This window comes from Vibrio gigantis (assembly GCF_024347515.1).
In the GTDB taxonomy this organism is placed as follows: Bacteria; Pseudomonadota; Gammaproteobacteria; order Enterobacterales; family Vibrionaceae; genus Vibrio; species Vibrio gigantis.
Window position 1 is genome coordinate 567,767 of the sequence record NZ_AP025493.1, and the last position, 20,521, is coordinate 588,287.

The following is a 20,521-nucleotide window of genomic DNA, read 5'->3' on the forward strand; positions in this document are numbered from 1 at the left end:
TCACTCAACATGGATAATCATAAAGAGAGAGCTTTTTACGCCGTTGTCGGCGCATTGGTTGGAGACGCCGCTTCCATGGGGCTGCATTGGTTGTATGACCAAGAGAGGATCTTACACGTGGCGGGCTTTGAACCAGAATTTCGCTCACCGAACCAGTTCGATTATCAAGACAAAGGCTACTTCGCACACCAAGGAAAAACCGCTGGCGACCAATCGCAATACGGTGCTCAGTTATTGGCGATGGTCGATAGCCTAGTCGACAATCAACAATACGATGAAGTAAGTTATATCAAACATTTCCGATTCTGGTTTGATTTTGGTGGTAGTTGGCAAGGCTACATAGATAAAGCGACGCGCATGAGCTTGTTGAACATCCATCAATTAGAATTAGCAAATGCCCCTATTACAACGTGTGGCGCAGACGATACACAGCTCCCCGCAGTATCAAAGATCATTCCATTAGTGGCGTGTACTTACACTTCTCACACCTTACCAGCAATGGTCGAAAGCGCGGTTCGAGTCACTAATAACAACGACAAAGCCGTGGAGTGGGCGCAGGCAATCACTCTGCTGATTCAAGCCGCGATACAGGGCAACTCTCCTCTACAATCCGTAGAGATGGTAAGACAAACCTGCAGCAGGTTTATACACGATCAAATAGATGAAGCTTTAGCTGAGCCCGAGCTTTCAATAGCCGAAGCCGCAAAAAAATTTGGATTGCATTGTGAACTGAGTGCCGCGTTCCCATTGCTGATTCGCATCATTGCTGGCGCTCAAAGCTTTAAACAAGGCATTCGAGATAACATCTTATGTGGCGGTGATAGCTGTGGCCGTGCGATTGTGATTGGCGCTGTATTAGCGGCCTGTTTCTACGAAGAAGAGGGTGGAATTCCAACGGAATGGCTGAACCAAGTCGATCTCAATGGCGGTGTCTTGTCTTTGCCTATTGAGTGATTTCCACAATAACGAATAAAACTAAAGCGCCTCTCGATTCCTTGCTCGAGAGGCGCTTTTCTTTCCACTAATAGCTTAAAGTAATCACTAAAACGAATAACTTAAATGAATGCTTTAAACGACCGACTTAAAAGATAGCTTTAGTTATGGGCGCTAAACTTTGCGGATCCCTACGACCGCCAGTTTATCGCTCTAACCACACCTAAGAACTAGAGCCTTCTCTAGAACTGATAAGCAGCGGAAAGCTTGTAGTTACGACCTGGTTCATAATCATCCAAGGTAAAGCCTCTTGCGGTACCTGAACGAGACGCGTGTGAGGTGTATTGCTCATCAAGCACGTTATCGATACCAAAGGTGACAGACAATCCATCGACATTTGATGGTACCCACTGAGCATAAAGGTTATGGACGTCATAGCCTTCTTTGATCGGCTGACCATCGAATACATTGTCTTCATCTTTAACAAACATTGAGTTCCATCCAAAGATAGTCTCAAGAGCTTCAGACTGATAGTCGAGCGTTAGCGTGATGCTGTCACCCATATCAATGCTGCGACCATTACCACCCGCGACAGCACCGCCTGTGTCTTTGTTTTTCGTATCTGAGCGCGCGTATGAGAGTTTGCTGTTAAACATCTCGTAGCCATAAGACAAGCTAGCTTCGAAACCTTTTATCTCAACGTCACCTAAGTTGTAAATCAAGTAACTCTGGTTTGCGGGCTGGTACTCTTCGGCAATGTAATCATCAATATTGGTTTGGAACACGGTTAGGTTTGCGCCGATAAAGTGGTTATCTAAACGTTTGTCGAAGCGCACACCACCTTGCGTGTTCTGTCCTGTTTCAGCCTTGATGTCGTCAGCTAAGAACGCAGCATCTTGATAAGCAATAAAGGTTTCCATCAACTCTGGGCCTTTGAATAGCGAGCGCGTGCTGGCAAACAGCGTCCAATCTTGAGTCATATCCCATTGTGTTGCCAACGACCATGTTACGTCGTCAAAGTCGTCGTTTCCTGTTTCGGCTTTGCGTTGATAATCATCGAAGCGGACACCCGCAGTAATAGAAAATACTTGGGTAAAGTAGAACTGGTCTTCAACAAAAAGTGCGGTAGAAATTGCTGACTCGTCCATAAATTTACTGCTGCCGTAATAGCTACTTGATGACTTGTCCATGTAATCAAAACCGTAGGTCGCGATATTATCAAACGACATTAGGCGGTAGTCCGATTGGAACTTAGCATTCAAGCCAAAATTTTGGTTCTTCGCGGTGTTATTAGATAAACGATTCGATGGCCAACGTGGTGCCATAACGCTTTCATCACGCTTAATCTCAGTCTCCGTGTTGTACAAGGTCACATTACCTTGATGACTTTCGCCACGTAGCTCATAACTTACCGTAATAGTGTCACGGTCATAATCAGTTGGAATAAGGATGTCGCTAGATAAGCCTTCGTTAGCACCACCTGACATATCAGGGCGCGGACTGTAATCACCGCTATCACGATACAGATCATAAGAAAGTTCAAAGCGGTGTAAGTCACTTGGCTCAAAGCCAATCTTACCGAGAATGTTGTAAACATCCCCTTCAGACCCAAAGGTCTCATTGCCGTCACCGTCTTCGAAATTATCACGGCTCATGTAATGGCTGTACAGCATGGCATCGACGTTATCTGACAGCAAACCATACACCGTTAATGAACCTTGCTGGCTTGCGTTGGTCGCGTAGCCGCCATAAACACGAGCGCCAAAACTCTCGTCGTAACGAAGCAAGTCTTTGGCATCTTTGGTTTCAAACAGTACTGAGCCACCTAACCCATTTTGCGTGACCGAGTTGTTACCCACTTGGATATCGGCCGATTTCAAAATGTCTGGGTTAAGAGTAAGGTTGCCAATATGGTGGAACATGTTTGCGTGCTGCGAAGCGCCATCAAGTCGAATATCTAGATCCGTTTCGCTTAAGCCACGAATCGTGATCCGTTGGTTCACCGAGTGCGTGCCCCCAACATCAACACCTGGGATTTCACGCAGTAGATCCGACATATGGTCAGCTTGCTTAAGTGACATATCGTCGGCAATGATCGATTCGGTGTTGCTTGATACTTTCGTTCCCCACACCACCACTTCATCAAAGTGCGATGTGTTCTCTTCTGCTATCACAGGGCTACTATACGCACTGGCTATGGCAATACAGAGGGCTGAAAGCTTGATTGTTGAGCTGACTGGGCTTTCCATAAATTCAATCCTAGATGTAAATGATAATAATTCGCAAATATGATAGAGTTGTAATTTATAAATGCACAGATGATTTGCTTATGCGAAAACGCATAGGTGTTATGAGGAAAGGTCAAATGGGTGAAGTAACGTCAGAGCAAGCTAGACTTGCCGAAACGGCTGTGGCGAAAGCGAATTTGATAGTCAAAAAGTCTACATTAACCAAGAAAGTCGCTCTCACCAAAAAGCTAGAACAGACTGAAAAGCAGATCATCGTAACGCAAGGCCAAACCAAGCAAACGTCACTTGCTGAGGGAAAATTCCTTTCTTACCAATACAACGACCAGATATTCGTGCATGGCGGTCGTTGTATTGAATTGGTCGACAGCAACATCGTATCGACCGCTCACTCCGCCATCCTGATTACGATTCTTCTTGAAGGAAAACTCACCTTTGGCTACGACGATCTCGAGTTCGATCTCGATGCCAGTACGGGGCCACAAGGTGTGGTGGTCAATCTTGCGAAACCGGCTAACTTTAGACGCTCTTTAATCCAAGGCAACAAGATGAATAAGGTAAACATCTTGGTTAAGCCACAATGGGTAGAGCCTCGTTTAAGCGATCACTGTTCTAGCAAATCATTCCTAGATTCACACAAGGCGTTTTACGAATTAGAACTAAATCCTGACATCATTCGACTGACGAACACATTAACCAGTCAAGCGACACCGACTAATTTTCAAGACAAGTTAGTAGTAGAAACACTCACCCAACAATTGCTCGCGCTAACCCTGTCGCAGATGCCCATTCAATGTTGTCAGCAGTGTACTTCCGACGATGACCTCATAAGTGCAACTAGCGCAGACCTAGGCTTCACTTCACACAATACAGATTCGAGTGAAAACATTGCTAAGCCCAGTACATCAAAGACATTCGATGCCAAAATTGAGGACATCATCAGCTATATTGAAATCAACCTAGATCAACAGCTCAGCCTTGAAAGCATCGCGAGTCAATTCTCGATGAGTATCTCCAATTTACAACGTCGATTTAAGCAGTCTTATAATCTAACCATCAACGGCTATATTCGCCAGCGACGCCTAGATATCGCGCGACAGCACTTAGAGCGCGGCTTGGTTTCAATAACCGAAGCGGCCTATGAGGCGGGTTACCAGCACCCTTCTAATTTCACCAGTGCCTTTAAGAAAGCCTTTGGTGTTCCACCCCATGCGCTTGCCAAAAACTCAGTATCAAGAACGAGTTAAATTCTGACGCAACATAGCTTTTGGTTATTAATTATTGGCTATTTAAAGCTGGAACACATTGTGATAACTCATTCTTCAGCCAAACCACAAACGGATTTTCTGGTTTATCGAGGTTGTCATCTTGTGTAAGCAATATGTACTGATGACCGGAAGGAACAAAGCCAAAGGGGGCGATTAAGTTACCTCTATTCAAATCATCAACCACCAAAGGATAAGAACCAAGAGCTGCACCTAGCCCATCAACGGCAGCTTGAAAACAAAAATAGAAGTGCGCAAAAGTCTGGTTTGAAATAGCTTGCGACACTATTCTGCTATCCAATTCGCTATCTTTGGTGATGGATGCCCAGTGGCTCCAAGCGTTTGGTCGCGTGCTGCTATGCAGCAATTTCACATCGGCTAGCTTGTCTTTGACTTGTTGCCAGTAATCAGGCGAGAACACTGGGCCAACCCATTCTTCGACTAGCGGTATCTTTTTGTAGTGCTCAGCTAAGTTAAAGTCGTCTCGGCGAATTGCCATATCTAACCCAGTCGCGCCTAATGTCACAGGTCCACCCGCAGTAGACAAGCGAACATCAATTCCGGATTCGTTATAGAAATCACCAAGTCGAGGCATTAACCAACGCATAGTCAATGTGGGTTCACACGAGACTTCCAACGCTTGATGATTCAGCTGATTAAGCTGATGGACTCCAGTCTCCAATGCTTGAAACGCTTGCTTTGTGTAACCTTTGAGTAACTCACCCTCTTTAGTGAGACACACATTCCTACCCTGCTTATAAAACAGAATTTGAGACAGATGATTTTCCAGAACCTTGATCTGTTTGCTCACTGCACCATGAGTGATATTGAGTTTGTCCGCCGCCTCACTGTAACTGCTCGAATGCGCTGATACGTGGAAAATATGAAATGCTTTCAAATGTCTCATGTGTGATTTTTTCTCACAGATAGATGGAATTCATTTCGATTATAGGCAGCAATAAAAAACCATACAATGCCAGCTCATCAAATATAAAGAGTTGGAGTCATTATGGAGTGGTTAAGCCTAGCAGTATTGGGGCTATTAATTGTTATAAGCCCTGGAGCTGATTTCGTTTTAGTTTTAAAAAACAGTGTCAATCAAGGAAGACAAGCAGGGATTTGGACTGCAATAGGTGTGAGTTTAGCCATTTGTGTTCACATCAGTTATTCAATGCTTGGGATCAGCTACTTAATCTCACAGAATGAGCAGCTGTTTGACATGATCAGATATGCAGGTTCAGCCTACCTTATTTATCTCGGACTAAAAGGTATCTTGAGTGCGGACAACAAGCTTGCACCTTTGGAAGGAACGAGGCAAAGTACTAGTGTTTGGCGCTATTTAGCACAAGGCTTTTTGTGTAACGTGCTAAACCCAAAAACCATGTTGTTCTTCTTAAGCATTTTCAGCCAAGTCATCTCACCCGATACTGAGAACCAGCATGTCGCTCTCGGTTATGGGTTGTACATGATAGTTCTTCATGGATTGTGGTTTGGAATTGTCGCAATGTTGTTTACTTCGGATACGTTGCAAAAACACTTGTTGAAAGCCAAGAAAAGGCTCAATCAAGCGTGTGGAGTTGGGTTGATTACATTTGGGACATTGTTGGCGGTTAAGTCTTAAATAGAAGCTAAAACTAAACAACTCAATGACACATTATGCCATTGAGTTGATTTACAATTTTCAGCTCAGTTAACCGGTTGTAAAGCAGTTAATAATTTGAAGGCAACTAACGATTAGAGCTGCTGACTCTTAGGCGTTTCTATGTTCCATTCTTCATTGATGGTCTCTGATCGCGTAAGCAGACCCTCAAGATAAATTGAAACTTCTTCACTTGATTCAACTGTAAAATAAAAGTCCTTCTCAGTTTCCTGAGCAGCAAAAATTAGGTCATCAGTTAAAGTCAATGTGTTGGGTTTAACTGTATACTCACTCGACATTTCGATAGAGTGGTAACGCTTGTATCCGTCGACAGCGATCCCTCTTGGAACATTGCAGCGCGCTTCTTTAACAACGTAACTACCTGGCTTGATATTATCAAATAATACATACTCTAGATCTTCGTAGACTGTCATCCTCAACGTCTCCGGTTCTTGAGCCAGTTCCGCGCCAATCTTTTCGTACATTAAAATCGAAAAAGTATCACACGGATAAGCGCTACCAACCTTAATGATCTTTGTAGTAATACCTATAGCTCCATCTCCATGAGGAGCAGATAGAGTATTTGACGCATTATGAGGTAACGTCATACAACCCGTTAAGCTTGCCACCAAAGCCATTGGCAGAAAATATTTCATATAAAGCCTTTATTCTTATCAATATAATTATCCGGCGACCCTATCATTAATAAATCAAACCGAAAACGTCGATTCATAAAATATTGATATAGTTGGCATTATTTTATAAGAATAGTGACAATTCTCTTATTAAAAGTCTCGTTGATTTAAGTTTCTAGCCACTTCATATTATTTGAAGTGGCTTTACCATTTCACTATCAGGGAAGATGGTGTCTAGCTGCTTCGTTTTTATAGACAGGTGTTGACCAAGTACACCTTTAATTACACCTCGCATATCAGTCGTTGGTTTGAGATCTCGCCCTTGATACAGATCCTTTGGGCTTAATCCCGGCCAGTTTGCAATAACTTGCCCCCCAGAGCTGCCTGTACTCGATACGTTTGAAGCCTTGTTAGCCATAGCCCCACCAGCAACCAACATGACATTACCAGTTCCATGATCGGTGCCTTTTGTACCGTTTTCCTTCGCTGTTCGACCAAATTCACTGGCGGCGATAATCACTGTGTTATTCCAGTGTGAACCTAACGAGTCCTTAAGTGCCGCTAATCCTGCATCCAGAGTTTTAAGTTGGATGCTCAACCTTCCATTTACGATGCCTTGATTTGCATGGGTATCCCAACCACCAAGTTCCAGTGCAGCGATGTTTGGTCCGTTATCCGCAGATAAAATATCGCCCGTTTTTCCCATCAATGACTTAAATTGTTTGCCAACGCCTTGGTCACCCACCAACTCATCGATTTTCATGACGCTTTCAAAGTTGGCTGACAGCATTTGATCACTCTGAAAAAGTTCTTCAAGTAGCTCGATTTGTTTGTCGCGTGTTTTTAAACGGTTTGGATACCAACTGGCTACTGTAGATTCACCTTGCATGATTAACGGCAAGCCTGAATCAATCGCTATTCCGTCATACTTTTCTGAGCTTAACGTGAGTAAGCGGTTAAGCCATCCATGCGTATTAAAGGGATCGGAAGTGCCGTTTTCTAGTATCTTCTGTCCATCAAAATGTGAGCGTTCTCGGTAGGCGGTTGAACACGCATGAACGAAGCTGAGCTCTTTGCTTTCGTACCATTGGTGGCATTGTTTGAGAGACGGATGCAATCCAAAGAAGTTATCTAACTTCAATAGCTGATCGGGCTTCAAACCGATATTCGGTCTTAGTTCTAAATAATCAGGATCAGCATAAGGCACCACAACATTTAACCCATCCATCGCGCCACGCAGTGATATCCAAATAAAGATATTGTCTGAGAGTGTTTTGGCAAAACTTGGAAATGGCAACATTGCACTCATACCAACCGCTGCTGCCATTCCCATAAACTGACGGCGATTGATACTTTTTGGGCCGTTATTCTGTGACTTCATTTTCTGCGAACCGTTTGTCTTTTTCATACCCACTCCTAACGATATTGAAACTGTGGGCTTAACCACAACAGAGAAAGTTGCATTGCAGCACTGTCGGCTTTGCTCAATACAATTTGAGTATGTTCATCAATTGCATCGCCGTATAAAGTCGCAATCACTTTATCCACCACGACCTTAGGTTTTTCACCTGAAGTTCTCGCTGACTTGATAACAGCCGAAGCAAGTCGATTAGCCACTTGCATACGTTGTGTTAACGCCGACGGGCTGTTGTAGTCTCTGTCTTGATCTGACCACCCTGCAGGTGAACCCGGTTTAAAAGGTGGTTGGCCTAGTGTGTTAAGAGTATTCAGTACCTGTTTTTCGTTAAGTGAAATGTCAGCGCTACGAAGCACCGCAAACAACCACTCTTTAGGTGGCCTAAAGCGATTAGGCTTAGGCGTGCTCGCCTCCTTGCTGTTCAGCAACAAACGGTAAATAGGTAGCAAATCACCATCGCTTTTTAGATACTCTGCAACCATCTGTTCCGAGAGTTCTTTAGGCGTATCACCAATAAAATGCTGACAAAGCTTATCAACCAAGTGTTTCACTGTGTCTTTATGCATAGCTAGCATTTGCAAACACGATTCGCCCTGCAAGACTCCTGACTCGGAATAGGCTTTTCCAAGTAAAGTTATCGTACCCGGTTCGTGTAAATCCGAAGCAAAGCGAAAACCAGCGTTGGGTGATTTGAACTTTATCCCCCAGCCTGAAATCGCCTTGGCCAAGGCAATCACATCCTGTTGGTTATAGGAACCATCAACGCCGAGGGTGTGGAGCTCTAGAATTTCACGAGCGAGATTTTCATTCAGCCCCTTATCATGGCGCTTACCAACTTTTGAGTTAGGTCCAATGGAGAGTTGATTGTCGAGATAAAGAAGCATGGCTGGATGTTTTGAAGAAGCCATCAGCATGTCGCTGAAATTACCATTCCAATGCTCGCGAACCACATCGTTTTCAATGCTGGCAGCTAAGGGCATCAGTTTTCGATTGTCAACCGAGATGGCGAAGTGGTTACTCCAAAACTGAATAATGCGTTCTTGGAAACCATAAGGCGTTTCAACGCTTTGCAAGTGGCGAGCTTGAGATTGTTGTCGATAATGAGTACGAAGAAAAGACTGTGCCTCTTTCTTCATTGCTTGCATCTTTTGCTCATCACCCTTCGCTTTCTTTCGCTGTTCACGATTCTCACCGACGGTTATCAGAATAGATTCGGTTGTGGGTAAAGCTTGAATGGACTGATGAACAAATGGCTTTTTATCCAACTGCTCTAAAGGAGAATAATAGGCTGTTTGACCTAATCTAGGCCCAAAACCAAACCTTTGCTCACCCACGATTTTTGAAGTCGGGTAATAATTCATTGCACACTCCCTTACGCTCGATCTTTTCTAAGTGTAATCGCTTAGTCATCAAGCATAGGGAGCTTTACAAGGTTTTACGTTAGATGGGTGTCAACTGCCTATCAAGTTACGGACACGGTGTGATCATTTTGAATGGATGTCTATTTACGCCACATATAAACAAACTGGTCGTTTTGCGAGGTGATTTCAAAGCCAAACCTGAGATACAACTCCCCAACCCGGTTACCTTGCAGATAACATAGCTCTACTGGCTTATTGAGCTTGGCAGCGTGAGCCAAACAATCAGTCAAAACTTGGCTTCCAATACCCTTACCATGATATTCAGGTAGCAAAAAAAATCGGCAAAAGTAGAAGTGCTCTCCTTTGTCTTGCAACAACACACTACCAATCGCTTTACCTTGATATTCGATGATTTCAGGCCGTTCTTCTGCCCACTCTTCAGCATGTATATCTCGCTGAACTTGCTCATCCCAACCAAAGACAGCTTTAATAGGTTCAAACTCTGCCGCCTTTTTCAGTTCGAACAGAAATTCATAATCTGATGGCTGAGCGGCTCTTGTCGAATACTTCAAAATACCTCCAACAATAAATGGCTATGGCTTCATTTTGGTTTAGACGGAACACGGTAACCCCCGATAAACCAACAAATGCCACGCTTACATGTTTATGTTCGGTCTAATTGGTAACGCAGGACTTCGTGTCTGTCTTGCTCTGAGTAAAAAGTATTCAGGAACTGACCACTGCATTTCTCAATCACCTTTTGCGAAGCAATATTGCCTCTCTCACAGGTAATGATAGCGCTTTCGGTCAATACATGACGTTGAACCCAAGACAACATATGACTTGCGACACCCCGCCCTCTGGCTTGCGGCAGGGTCTCATACCCGATATGTCCAATGACATCGTGAATGTACTGACTGGTGCCATGCCGAACTCTTATCACACCAAGAATACGTCCAAGATCCAAATAAAAATAAGTAGATGCTGGCGTCCACCCTTTAGGCAGGCACTCACCTTTTGAATAAGCAATTCGTCTTTCTAAATAGGCATCACTGCCATCAGAAATACCAGTATAGATCTCGAGTCCATCATCAATACAAGCTTGTACATAATGGTGGAACGCATTTGAGTGCGCCATGTCAGCTTTGACTATATCCATATAAATTCTATTCCTGCCTAGTACTTGCCTGACTATGCACTAAGCCCAACGCTAGGCTAAGTGCATGGTGTACTCTTGGTGCCCAGTGTGCTCATCCGCTTGTTCACTTACGATTTTAAAGCCTTGAGAAAGGTAGAACTCAATAGTCGCTTGATTCTCTTTGTACACATTTAAAGACAACTTTGGGCATTCAAGCTTGGCATGTTGCATGAGCTGTTTCCCGATGCCACAACCTTGATGCTGCGGGCTCACAAAGATCGCCGCTAAGATCCCTTCATAGACCGAATAAAAGCCACGAACTTCCCCATCACCTTGGAACACGTAGGTTCGTGAGGCAGGTAGGTAGATATCGCGCATATTGTCCACTTGTAACTCCCAAAATTCAGGCGACATGAAGTCGTGTGCCTTAATGGAAGCCGTGAGCCAGATATCTAGAACCGTTTCAGTGTCGGCTGCGCTGTATTCTCTGATCATTTTGATTCTCTAACGTTTAATGCAACTGTATTTGCCAGTCAGTATGCTCAGAAGCGGCCCCAAAATATTGAAGATTTACGACAATTGTTCGAAAGAATGGTTACTGCTTTTTCACGTATTTCGCTGTTACCAACATTTCACCGCCACCATCAAGCTTGCAATCTAACTGGTGATCCTTGCCTTCATTGATGCGACGAATCACTGCTTTAGTACCGATTTTCAATACGCTAGAACTGCCTTTCACTTTTAGATCTTTAATGAAAGTAACTTTGTCGCCGGTATCTAACACTGCACCGTTAACGTCCTTAACACGCGCGGCCTCTCTTTCTAGACGCTCTTCTTCTGGGTTCCATTCGTAGGCACATTCGGGGCAGATTAGGTTGTTTTGGTCTTGATAGACGTATTCAGATTGGCATTGCGGGCAAGGAGGTAAAGACATACGTTAATAACTCATTTAAATAGAATTTGCGTCCATTTTAATGACTCTTGTTTGGCTTAGCGAGCATAAATCTAACAAGTTTCTTTGAGAGTTCATTATCTTAAAAAGAACAGTGCCCAAAACGAACAAACACAGCCGCTAAGCTGTGTTTGTTTGTAGGTTCGAGAAGCGGAACGGCTTAGCGTTCAACTTTTGGTGAGTAAATGGAGTAAGCGGTGATTTGCCCTGCCACGATTGCCGAGAACATGAATAACGCAGACAAACCAATACTTGGAATCGGCAAAATCGATTGTTCAAACACTGACTGGCTAGCACTCACTAATACTCGGCTACCCGGAACCAAGATGATGATCCCTTGCACGATATAAATAGAGCCCGTGAGCTCCATCTTCTTGGCAATCCAAGTTCCGTACAAAGTAATAAGAACCGTCGTGACCCAAGTACCTACAACCCAACCACTATCAAAACCTAGATAGAACGGTCCCCACATACCGAGAACCGCAACTGGTAAGCCAAGCAAGATGTCTTTCGGGCGTGCATTGAACATCACACCGATAGATACAGAGATCAGCACCAAGCCAGATATATGCATCCACATTGGTACCGCATTGGTATAGTCGATGGAGACCGCTTGCCCCCATATCGCTTCACCAATATTGAGCCCCATGATTATCCCAACAAACAGCTTTATCAGCGTTAAGGCACTCTGCCCTAACAAGCTAGTACCAGAGACTAGATCATTAAACGCCAAACACTCTAATGCGTTGGCTATGGATAACCCGGGGACGAACAAGACAATCGAGGCGATACACAGCGCCCACACCGGAATCGGTAACCCTGTGCTTGCCAAAAAGGCTACGAAAATACCCGTTAACAGTGCCGAGATAAACTCAACCGCAATAGCACGACGTGAATGAAGAACTTGCTGACATACCCAAACCATCAAACCCAATAACGCAGAAAAGCCAACCGCTTCCAACGTACTGCCCACCAGCATTAAATACGCAGGCGGTATACCCATATTAGCAAGAGCAGTCACAAATTTAGAATAACCGACAGGCTCAGGGACAGGTTCACTGCTTGGCTGGTTAATACGAATGATCGTATTGGCCAACAAACTCAGGTTAATTGAAGCAGGCTTTAGACGCTTAAGAATAACGGCGTTGTTATCGTCTGGAAATTGATAGTTTATCGCCGTTGGTGTTGCTTGGATCATCACATCAACACCATGCTTTTTTGCATAGAATTGAGTGTATTTCTCGAGCTTGTAAGGAGCACAGCCACTGCGGTGAAGAGTATCACCAATTTCAACAATTTTGTTAATTCTGAACTGAGAAGGCATGGGTATTTTAGGCGAGACAAAATGTGCGGCAAATGTACCAAACGATAGACGGAATGACGAGACTTTTGCGTGAATTATCAACTGAACTCGTTACTTTTTTCTGCAAACGCTTAGAAGTGTCTATAACTCTACTCATTTGGGATTAGTTTGATGAATATTTTAACAGGTTGATAAGTTAAATTTATGCATTCAGATTGTTATTAACGGACTCAAAAATACGAATAAAAATCAGTTTATGTTAACACTTAAAATTCCTTAATTTTCATGAGTTTTATGACAACTTAACACTGCCAAGTTAGATTTATAAATCAAAGAGAGCTCATCACAAAAGCAGCATGAAATTTACTGTTATTTCTCGTCCTCCTTATAAGGAGATTCTAGTCACATTTTATTCACTCTGAAAACGCCGAACATGATTGAAAAACTAGCGGAGTGGTGGTTATGCGAGCACTTAGAATAAAAATGAAAGAAAAAGGTTTCGTTTTCAGTTAGATGTGGCATTATCAAACTCGTTAAGACGATGTGCGTGCATCGTATAATGGCTATTACCTCAGCCTTCCAAGCTGATGATGCGGGTTCGATTCCCGCTGCACGCTCCAGTCTTCTTGATGCCTCAGTCTTACTCATAAGACAGTGTGCGTGCATCGTATAATGGCTATTACCTCAGCCTTCCAAGCTGATGATGCGGGTTCGATTCCCGCTGCACGCTCCAACTTCTCCTGAAGATTCATTACGAGCTTTCTTCCAGCGTCACCCTATTCAAAAACGTCTCCGTTCGTTAAGTCCATAGTCATTAATCTATACTGACTAAACCTATTTATTTAAACCTCGATTGACCAACCAGCGCTAATTCACCAGCTCGCTCTATTAACTCCTTAAATCGTTTCGTATTTCTTGTACTTGTCCAAATCACACATTGCAGCTCAGCTTTAAACGATTTTCAAAATTGTTCCAATTTAATAATCTCGGTCAATATCCGAAAAAACAGTTGTGTTAATGTGCGCCCATTAGCAACAACCCATAAATAATAAAAATGTTTAAAAGCAATGAGTTAACAATTAACATCGAAGCAATTAATGTCGCTCTAGCAAAAGTTGAAAATGCCAATAAAATTCAGCTAGATACATTGAAAGGTTATGTAAACCGCGAACCTGAACAGGCTGTACTGGCTTTTCGATCGCTGAATGAAGCAGAATCAATCGACGATAAGTTTAAAAAGATCATGGCAGAGCTACCGCACCTAAGTGGCGAAGCTCAACACCTTCTAGAAACTTCGATTCTATTGCAGTAGTGGTATTGATCTTGGTAGATAAGTCTTAACTGATGTATACCAACATGAGTTAAGACTTATCTAATGTATCCATCGATTTGATGGCGAAGAGTGTGGCATTCATTCATCACTCCCAAAAATCCCACCACTTTTTGCTGTTTTCCTCACGTTGCTGTTGGCCTTTCTCTGAACCTTTTCCTTCTTCTTTGCGATTTTGTTCCGCCTTCTTGTCTTTCTGCTTGTCTAACCCCGGCGTCGCTTCTCGCTCATCCATGTCATCTTTTAGCTTTTCTTTTTTATCTTTGAGCTTCTCTTTGCTCTCTTCGAGTGCTTCTTTCTCTTCTTCTAAATCGTCCAGTTCTTTATCTAATTTCTGCTTATCTTTTTTATTCTTAGTCTTCTTCGCTTTCTTCTTTTTCTCTTCAATCATCGAGTCGATCTGCTTCTCATGATCGTCAATTTCGCCTTCAACTTTTTTTGCCTCAGCGAATGTTTTTACTTCTTCTAAATCTGGCTTCCCCTTACCAGCCCATTCAGGTTTTTCCGCGATGCTGTGGGTAGACCACGAAAGCAAAGCGCTCGTTACTGCAAGTACTAGAACTGTCTTATTCATCCTTAAACCCCCATCCCTTTAATCTTTTAAAGCTAATACCTAAATAGCACTAAAACAAGGAAGCCATACCTAGCAATCATCCATTTGAACTAGGTATGGCAAGTGTATTAGCCTTATAGCGTTACTGCTTTAACCATGCCCGCTTCAGCGTGACCAGGAATATTGCATGCGAATTCTACGTTGTTATCACCATGGAAGTGCCAAAGCAGTTGCTTCGCCTTGCCAGGTTTAACGGTAACAGTGCTACCGGAATCATGCGCATGGTTACCCATCTTTTTCATCATTTCACGATGCTCTAACTGCTCTGTTGCAGAACCAATAGAGAACTCGTGGTCAATCTTACCGGTGTTCATCACTACAAACTGAACCACATCATTGGGCTCAATATCGACTTTATTTTTGAATGTGATTTTCATATCGTCACTCAACAGAACGTGAACGACTTTATCTGGCTTAGCTCCCTTAGCAGGCATACCCACTTCAGACATGCCTTCCATATCCATCATTCCGTCCATGCTCATCATTTTTGAATGATCCATTTTGCCATTCTTCATCATTGAATGATCCATCTTAGAGTGGTCCATCTCGCCATTTTTCATCATCGAGCCGTCCATCATAGAGTGATCCATTTCACCGTTATTCATCATTGAATCATCCATCTTAGAGTGATCCATTTCAGCAAAAGCTGTCGCAGTAGTTAGCGTTAGGGCAATAGCAATCATCGTTTTTTTCATCATAATTCCTTAACTTTCTCGTCGTTTAATCACTTAAGTTATTCTGCTTTAGTGATAGAGTTTGATTTGTCCTTACCCATTTCAGAATGGATAAGGACAGTAATATTCATTTTAATTAGTGAGTTACTTATTCAATTTCTTTTCAATCTGGGTAATTTCACGCTGCTTCCATAACTTAAAGATGGCAGGTAACACCAGCAGAGTAAGCAGTAGCGCAGACGCCATTCCACCTATCATCGGCGCAGCTATTCTCTGCATAACTTCCGAGCCTGTACCTTCGCCGTACATGATTGGAATCAAGCCGATAATGACGGTAAGTACAGTCATCATTACAGGACGAACTCGAAGCCCTGCCCCCTCACGAATGGCATCGGTTAAATCAGCAAGTTTAAGTTTTTGTTGGTTCTGTTCGGCATCGAGTTTTTTGTAATGCCACGCCTGGTTGAGGTACACCAACATGATGACTCCTATCTCTACCGCAACACCGGCTAGCGCGATGAAGCCGACACCCACCGCAATTGAGAAGTTGTAGTTGAGGGCATGCATCAGCCAAAGACCACCCACCATCGCTAGCGGCAGTGTCAGCATGATCATCATGACTTCCCCAACACGACGGAAACTTAGGTAGAGCAACAACATAATGATGGCAATAGTGATAGGAACCACCACACTCAAGCGTTCTTTTGCACGCTCCATGTATTCATATTGGCCAGACCAAGCGAGCGAGTAACCCGCAGGTAATACGACTTGCTCAGCAACCACTTTTTGCGCTTCAGCGACATATGACCCAAGATCACGACCATCAATATCAACGAACACCCAACCATTAGGACGCGCATTCTCTGTTTTGATCATTGGTGGACCGTCTTCATAACGAATGTCCGCGACATCAGATAGCGCAATACGAGCTCCATTTGGTGTCACCAATGGCAAACCCTGTAATTTCACGACTGAATCCCGGTAATCTTGTGGGTAACGAACGTTGATTGGATAGCGCTCCAGCCCCTCCACAGTTTCACCTACATTCATCCCACCAACAGCGGTTGAGATAACCTGCTGAACCTCTTTGATGCTCAATCCATAACGAGCTGCTGAGCGGCGCTTGATGTCTATCGTGACATAGCGTCCACCAGCAACACGCTCGGCGTATACAGAAGCCGTACCGCTGACACCATTTAAGATAGGTTCAAGCTGAGAGCCAATATCCTCAATGACACTAAGGTCTGGACCCGCGATTTTGATGCCGATTGGGGTTTTAATGCCCGTCGCTAACATATCGATACGGGTTTTGATTGGCATTACCCACGCATTGGTTAAGCCAGGGAACTGAATCAGCTCGTCGAACTCTTTGCGCAACGACTCAGTAGTGACACCGTCACGCCACTCATCGCGAGGTTTTAGCTGAATAACCGTTTCAATCATGGTCAGAGGTGCGGGATCCGTTGCCGTTTCTGCACGTCCGATTTTGCCCCATGTAGTTTCAACTTCTGGAATAGTTTTGATTAGCTTGTTGGTTTGCTGAAGCAATTCACGCGCTTTACCTATCGAGATCCCTGGATAAGTGGTTGGCATGTACATCAAGTCGCCTTCATCCAAAGGAGGAATGAACTCACTACCAAGCTTACTGGTTGGGTAATACGCAGAAGCCATCAAGCCTAGCGCGATGACAATCATCACTTTTGGATACTTAAGGCTTAAGTTGAGCAATGGCTTATACATCGCGACTAAACTACGGTTCACGGGGTTTTTATGTTCAGGTAGTACGTTGCCACGAATGAAGTAACCCATTAGCACTGGCACAAGCGTGATCGCTAAACCTGCTGCTGCAGCCATTGCATACGTTTTAGTAAACGCTAGAGGCGAGAACATCTTGCCTTCTTGCCCTTCTAATGCGAACACTGGCACAAAACTCAAGGTAATGATGATGAGTGAGAAGAACAGCGGAGCACCGACTTCTTCTGCCGCTTTACCAATCACCTGCCAACGGTTCTTATCGGTCAACGGCGTTCGTTCTATGTGTTTATGAACGTTCTCTATCATCACGATAGCACCATCCACCATCGCACCAATGGCTATGGCGATACCACCGAGGGACATGATGTTCGCATTAATGCCCTGCCAGTGCATAACAATGAACGCCCCCAAGATACCAACAGGTAAGCTCAGTGCGATAACCAAAGACGAACGAATGTGAAATAGAAACAGCGCACACACAATCGCCACGACTAGGAACTCTTCGGCTAGCTTTTTCCATAAGTTTTCAACCGCAGAATCAATCAGAGTTGAACGGTCATAGGTGGCGACAATTTCAACGCCATCTGGTAAACCTGCTTGCAGCTCTGCGAGTTTATTCTTAACAGAGTCAATCACTTCACTGGCATTCTCGCCAAAGCGCATCACGATAACGCCACCAACCGCTTCACCTTCACCATTCAATTCAGAGATACCACGGCGCATCTGCGGACCAAGGTTAATGTCGGCAATATCACCCAATAGCAACGGTGTACCTTTGTCGGTCACTTTTAATGGAAGTGATTGGATGTCTTCAATACTCGTCAGGTAACCCGTAGTGCGAACCATGTGCTCAGCTTCAGCAATTTCAACCACCGACGCACCCGTTTCTTGATTACCGTTTTGGATCGCCATATTGACTTGCTGAAGCGTTAAGTCGTAAGCACGCAGCTTGGCAGGATCAATCTGCACCTGATATTGCTTCACCATGCCGCCCACGGTCGCCACTTCAGAGACGCCATCGACAGTTTGTAGCTCGTACTTCAAGAACCAATCTTGCAGGCTACGAAGTTCCGCAAGGTCGTGCTGGCCCGTTTTGTCTTGAAGCACGTAACTGTAAACCCAGCCCACACCCGTAGCATCAGGCCCAAGCGTTGGTTTTGCGCTTGATGGTAGGTTAGGTGCAACTTGACTTAAGTATTCGAGTACTCGTGAACGCGCCCAGTACATGTCGGTATCATCATTGAAAATAATGTAGACATACGAATCACCAAAGAAAGAGTACCCACGAACTGTTTCAGCTCCCGGTACAGCCAGCATGGCGGTGGTTAATGGATACGTTACCTGATCTTCGACCACTTGCGGTGCTTGACCCGGATAACTGGTTTTAATGATCACCTGAACATCAGATAAATCAGGGATAGCATCGACGGGCGTACTTTTAACGCTGTATAGACCACCGAACACTATCGCCATGGTCGCGACCAGAACCAAGAATCGGTTACTGATAGACCAACGAATGATTGCATTGATCATAGTGTACCCTCACCTGATTCTAAAGATTTGAGGACATAATCAGAACCTTGCTTGGCCACTAGAAACCGAATCGGTTGGCCCTCAGAAAATTCGGATAGGTCAAGGTCTTCACTCGCTTGGAAGTTCATTTCTCCGGCCTTCCAATCCCACTCAGGTACGGGCTTGTGATTTACCGTAATCATACCGAAGTCCGCCATCAGCATTGTGATTTGTCCCTTCACCCAAACTTCGCCCGCCATTTGATGTTCGTTGACCTTGTAGTCAACAACCTCATATTGACCTGACTCTGTCTTCATCATTTCAAAATCAATAACTTGACCACGCTTAACGTCACTCATGTCTAAACCTTCGGCAAAAGTAAAATTCATTACCATGCCCGGCCATTCCCACTCAGGTACAGGTTGGTGATTGATGGTCACCATGCGACTACCTTGCATCACATCCGAGATTTCACCTTTTGCCCAAACCGTTTCGGCTTGCTCTTCCACACCATTAATTCGAGACAGATCAGCGGATTGGCTAGATTCCGAATCAAGCATGAAGTGTGCAGATGTAACAATCTTTTCGCCTTGCTCAAGGCCTTGTAGAACCTCAACCTTGTCACCAGCTTCACGGCCTACCTCTATTCGTGCAGAGCGATATTTACCCTCGCCTTCAGAAAGCACAACTCGCGTCATGCCACCAGAGTGAATAACCGACGACCTTGGTACTGTGAGTACGGCATCGTCGCTGATTGGTTTCAGCGCGATATTGGCGAACATATTTGGTTTAAGCTCGCCATTTGGGTTCGAGAACTTTAAACGGACACGCAAGGTGCGAGTTTTAGGATCAAGAATGGGATACACATAATCCACACTGCCCTGCCACTCCTTGCCAGGAATCGCGTCTAGCGTCATCTCTGCATTGCTGCCAGATGAGATCCAGTGTGCTTGACGTTCAAACACTTCGGCATCAACCCACACCTCATTGAGAGGCCCAGCACTGATTACCGCTTGCGCCGGCGAAAGATAACCACCTTCGCGGATGTTGAGACTCGCGATAACGCCATTCGAGGGAGCTTTGATTTCTATGGTTTGCGAGGCTTTGCCTTGGCGAGTAATCGACTGTATCTGAGCTTTATCTACACCTAAGGTAATCAAGCGTTCAGTCGAGCCTTTGATCAACCCTTTACGACCTGTTTTATAAGCACTTATCAATTCCTCTTGGGCTTTGACAAGTTCTGGAGAGTAGAGAGTGAACAGTACATCACCCTTATTCACCTTCTCTCCGACGGCATTGATATAAAGCTTCTCTACCCAGCCTGCTGCCCTTACGTTGGTTTGCCATAACGTACTTTCGTCAAACGCCACATAACCAACGGTTTCAATTCGTGGTGACAAAGCTTCAAACTCAACACTCGCTGTTTTCACACCAAGATTATTTTCCACTGATGAATCGATAAACACGGTGCCAGCCTTGTCTGTACCACCACTTAGGTCGTCGGCATACACCGGGATTAGATCCATCCCCATTGGTGACTGGCCTGGCTTGTCACGCTGATAATTGGGATCCATTGGCGCGACCCAATACAGTGGTTCGTTGCTTGCACCCTCAGCCGAGCTCGCCGCACTTGCACCGCCCATTGCTGACATATCGTGAGTTGAATTCAAGAGAAAGTAGTTCGCACTAAAACCTAATGCACCACCGACCAATAAAGCGATTGTCGCGACTTTTACTGATTTCATTAT

Annotated in this window: 18 protein-coding genes and 2 tRNA genes; 6 read left to right on the forward strand and 14 right to left on the reverse strand. The window is 44.4% G+C overall.

Translation table 11 applies throughout. The features are described 5' to 3' along the window. The first annotated feature begins 9 nt into the window (after window positions 1-9). Window positions 10-954, forward strand: coding sequence for an ADP-ribosylglycohydrolase family protein (locus OCV56_RS18660; RefSeq protein WP_086712732.1), 945 nt, complete (start codon window positions 10-12; stop codon window positions 952-954). A 221-nt stretch (window positions 955-1,175) separates the two neighbouring features. Here the strand turns inward: OCV56_RS18660 and OCV56_RS18665 are convergent, their stop codons facing one another. Further along, complete coding sequence (locus tag OCV56_RS18665; RefSeq protein WP_086712731.1) at window positions 1,176-3,182, reverse strand: TonB-dependent siderophore receptor; 2,007 nt, start codon at window positions 3,180-3,182, stop codon at window positions 1,176-1,178. A 20-nt stretch (window positions 3,183-3,202) separates the two neighbouring features. Here OCV56_RS18665 and OCV56_RS18670 point away from each other — a divergent pair, with 20 nt between their 5' ends. Next, window positions 3,203-4,426, forward strand: coding sequence for a helix-turn-helix domain-containing protein (locus tag OCV56_RS18670; RefSeq protein WP_086712730.1), 1,224 nt, complete (start codon window positions 3,203-3,205; stop codon window positions 4,424-4,426). A 31-nt stretch (window positions 4,427-4,457) separates the two neighbouring features. Here OCV56_RS18670 and OCV56_RS18675 read toward each other — a convergent pair whose 3' ends face one another. Continuing rightward, complete coding sequence (locus OCV56_RS18675) at window positions 4,458-5,351, reverse strand: LysR family transcriptional regulator (protein ID WP_086712729.1); 894 nt, start codon at window positions 5,349-5,351, stop codon at window positions 4,458-4,460. Between the two features lie 102 nt (window positions 5,352-5,453). Between OCV56_RS18675 and OCV56_RS18680 the strand changes: the two genes are divergently transcribed. Next, window positions 5,454-6,065 (forward strand): LysE family translocator, encoded by a 612-nt coding sequence (locus OCV56_RS18680; RefSeq protein WP_086712728.1) that lies wholly within the window; start codon window positions 5,454-5,456, stop codon window positions 6,063-6,065. Window positions 6,066-6,178: 113 nt separating this feature from the next. Here the strand turns inward: OCV56_RS18680 and OCV56_RS18685 are convergent, their stop codons facing one another. The 8 genes from OCV56_RS18685 to OCV56_RS18720 all read right to left on the reverse strand — a co-directional run bounded on the left by OCV56_RS18685 (window position 6,179) and on the right by OCV56_RS18720 (window position 12,910). Next, window positions 6,179-6,739, reverse strand: coding sequence for a hypothetical protein (locus tag OCV56_RS18685; RefSeq protein ID WP_086712727.1), 561 nt, complete (start codon window positions 6,737-6,739; stop codon window positions 6,179-6,181). Between the two features lie 163 nt (window positions 6,740-6,902). Next, window positions 6,903-8,126, reverse strand: coding sequence for a DUF1501 domain-containing protein (locus OCV56_RS18690; RefSeq protein WP_086712726.1), 1,224 nt, complete (start codon window positions 8,124-8,126; stop codon window positions 6,903-6,905). Between the two features lie 8 nt (window positions 8,127-8,134). After that, on the reverse strand, window positions 8,135-9,496 hold the full coding sequence (locus OCV56_RS18695; RefSeq protein ID WP_086712725.1) for a DUF1800 domain-containing protein: 1,362 nt from the start codon (window positions 9,494-9,496) through the stop codon (window positions 8,135-8,137). Between the two features lie 140 nt (window positions 9,497-9,636). Next, complete coding sequence (locus OCV56_RS18700; protein ID WP_086712724.1) at window positions 9,637-10,068, reverse strand: GNAT family N-acetyltransferase; 432 nt, start codon at window positions 10,066-10,068, stop codon at window positions 9,637-9,639. Between the two features lie 92 nt (window positions 10,069-10,160). Further along, a complete protein-coding gene (locus OCV56_RS18705) occupies window positions 10,161-10,655 on the reverse strand; it encodes a GNAT family N-acetyltransferase (protein WP_086712723.1) in 495 nt (164 codons plus the stop codon). Window positions 10,656-10,706: 51 nt separating this feature from the next. Beyond that, window positions 10,707-11,129, reverse strand: a complete 423-nt coding sequence (locus OCV56_RS18710) for an N-acetyltransferase (protein WP_086712722.1) — start codon at window positions 11,127-11,129, stop codon at window positions 10,707-10,709. A 100-nt stretch (window positions 11,130-11,229) separates the two neighbouring features. Next, a complete protein-coding gene (locus tag OCV56_RS18715; RefSeq protein WP_076654025.1) occupies window positions 11,230-11,568 on the reverse strand; it encodes a zinc ribbon domain-containing protein YjdM in 339 nt (112 codons plus the stop codon). A 178-nt stretch (window positions 11,569-11,746) separates the two neighbouring features. Beyond that, entirely contained in the window at window positions 11,747-12,910 is a 1,164-nt protein-coding gene (locus OCV56_RS18720; protein ID WP_004731486.1) for a threonine/serine exporter family protein, read from the reverse strand. Between the two features lie 524 nt (window positions 12,911-13,434). On the opposite strand from OCV56_RS18720, the gene OCV56_RS18725 reads away from it, so the two are divergent. The 3 genes from OCV56_RS18725 to OCV56_RS18735 all read left to right on the forward strand — a co-directional run bounded on the left by OCV56_RS18725 (window position 13,435) and on the right by OCV56_RS18735 (window position 14,201). Further along, window positions 13,435-13,509 (forward strand) — tRNA-Gly (locus tag OCV56_RS18725). 38 nt (window positions 13,510-13,547) lie between these two features. Continuing rightward, a tRNA-Gly gene (locus tag OCV56_RS18730) sits at window positions 13,548-13,622 on the forward strand. A 321-nt stretch (window positions 13,623-13,943) separates the two neighbouring features. After that, window positions 13,944-14,201 carry a hypothetical protein gene (locus tag OCV56_RS18735; RefSeq protein WP_086712721.1) on the forward strand — a complete coding sequence of 86 codons (258 nt, stop codon included), beginning with the start codon at window positions 13,944-13,946 and terminating at the stop codon, window positions 14,199-14,201. 106 nt (window positions 14,202-14,307) lie between these two features. Here the strand turns inward: OCV56_RS18735 and OCV56_RS18740 are convergent, their stop codons facing one another. From OCV56_RS18740 to OCV56_RS18755, 4 genes are all read right to left on the reverse strand, one after another. Next, window positions 14,308-14,793 (reverse strand): hypothetical protein, encoded by a 486-nt coding sequence (locus OCV56_RS18740; RefSeq protein ID WP_086712720.1) that lies wholly within the window; start codon window positions 14,791-14,793, stop codon window positions 14,308-14,310. A 113-nt stretch (window positions 14,794-14,906) separates the two neighbouring features. Further along, window positions 14,907-15,527, reverse strand: a complete 621-nt coding sequence (gene copI, locus OCV56_RS18745; protein ID WP_086712719.1) for a copper-resistant cuproprotein CopI — start codon at window positions 15,525-15,527, stop codon at window positions 14,907-14,909. Window positions 15,528-15,650: 123 nt separating this feature from the next. Next, complete coding sequence (locus tag OCV56_RS18750) at window positions 15,651-18,794, reverse strand: efflux RND transporter permease subunit (protein ID WP_086712718.1); 3,144 nt, start codon at window positions 18,792-18,794, stop codon at window positions 15,651-15,653. Next, the gene (locus tag OCV56_RS18755; protein WP_086712717.1) at window positions 18,791-20,518 is read right to left on the reverse strand and encodes an efflux RND transporter periplasmic adaptor subunit; all 1,728 of its coding nucleotides are present in this window, start codon (window positions 20,516-20,518) and stop codon (window positions 18,791-18,793) included. The genes OCV56_RS18750 and OCV56_RS18755 overlap by 4 nt, the downstream gene beginning before the upstream one ends. Between the last annotated feature and the right edge of the window lie 3 nt (window positions 20,519-20,521).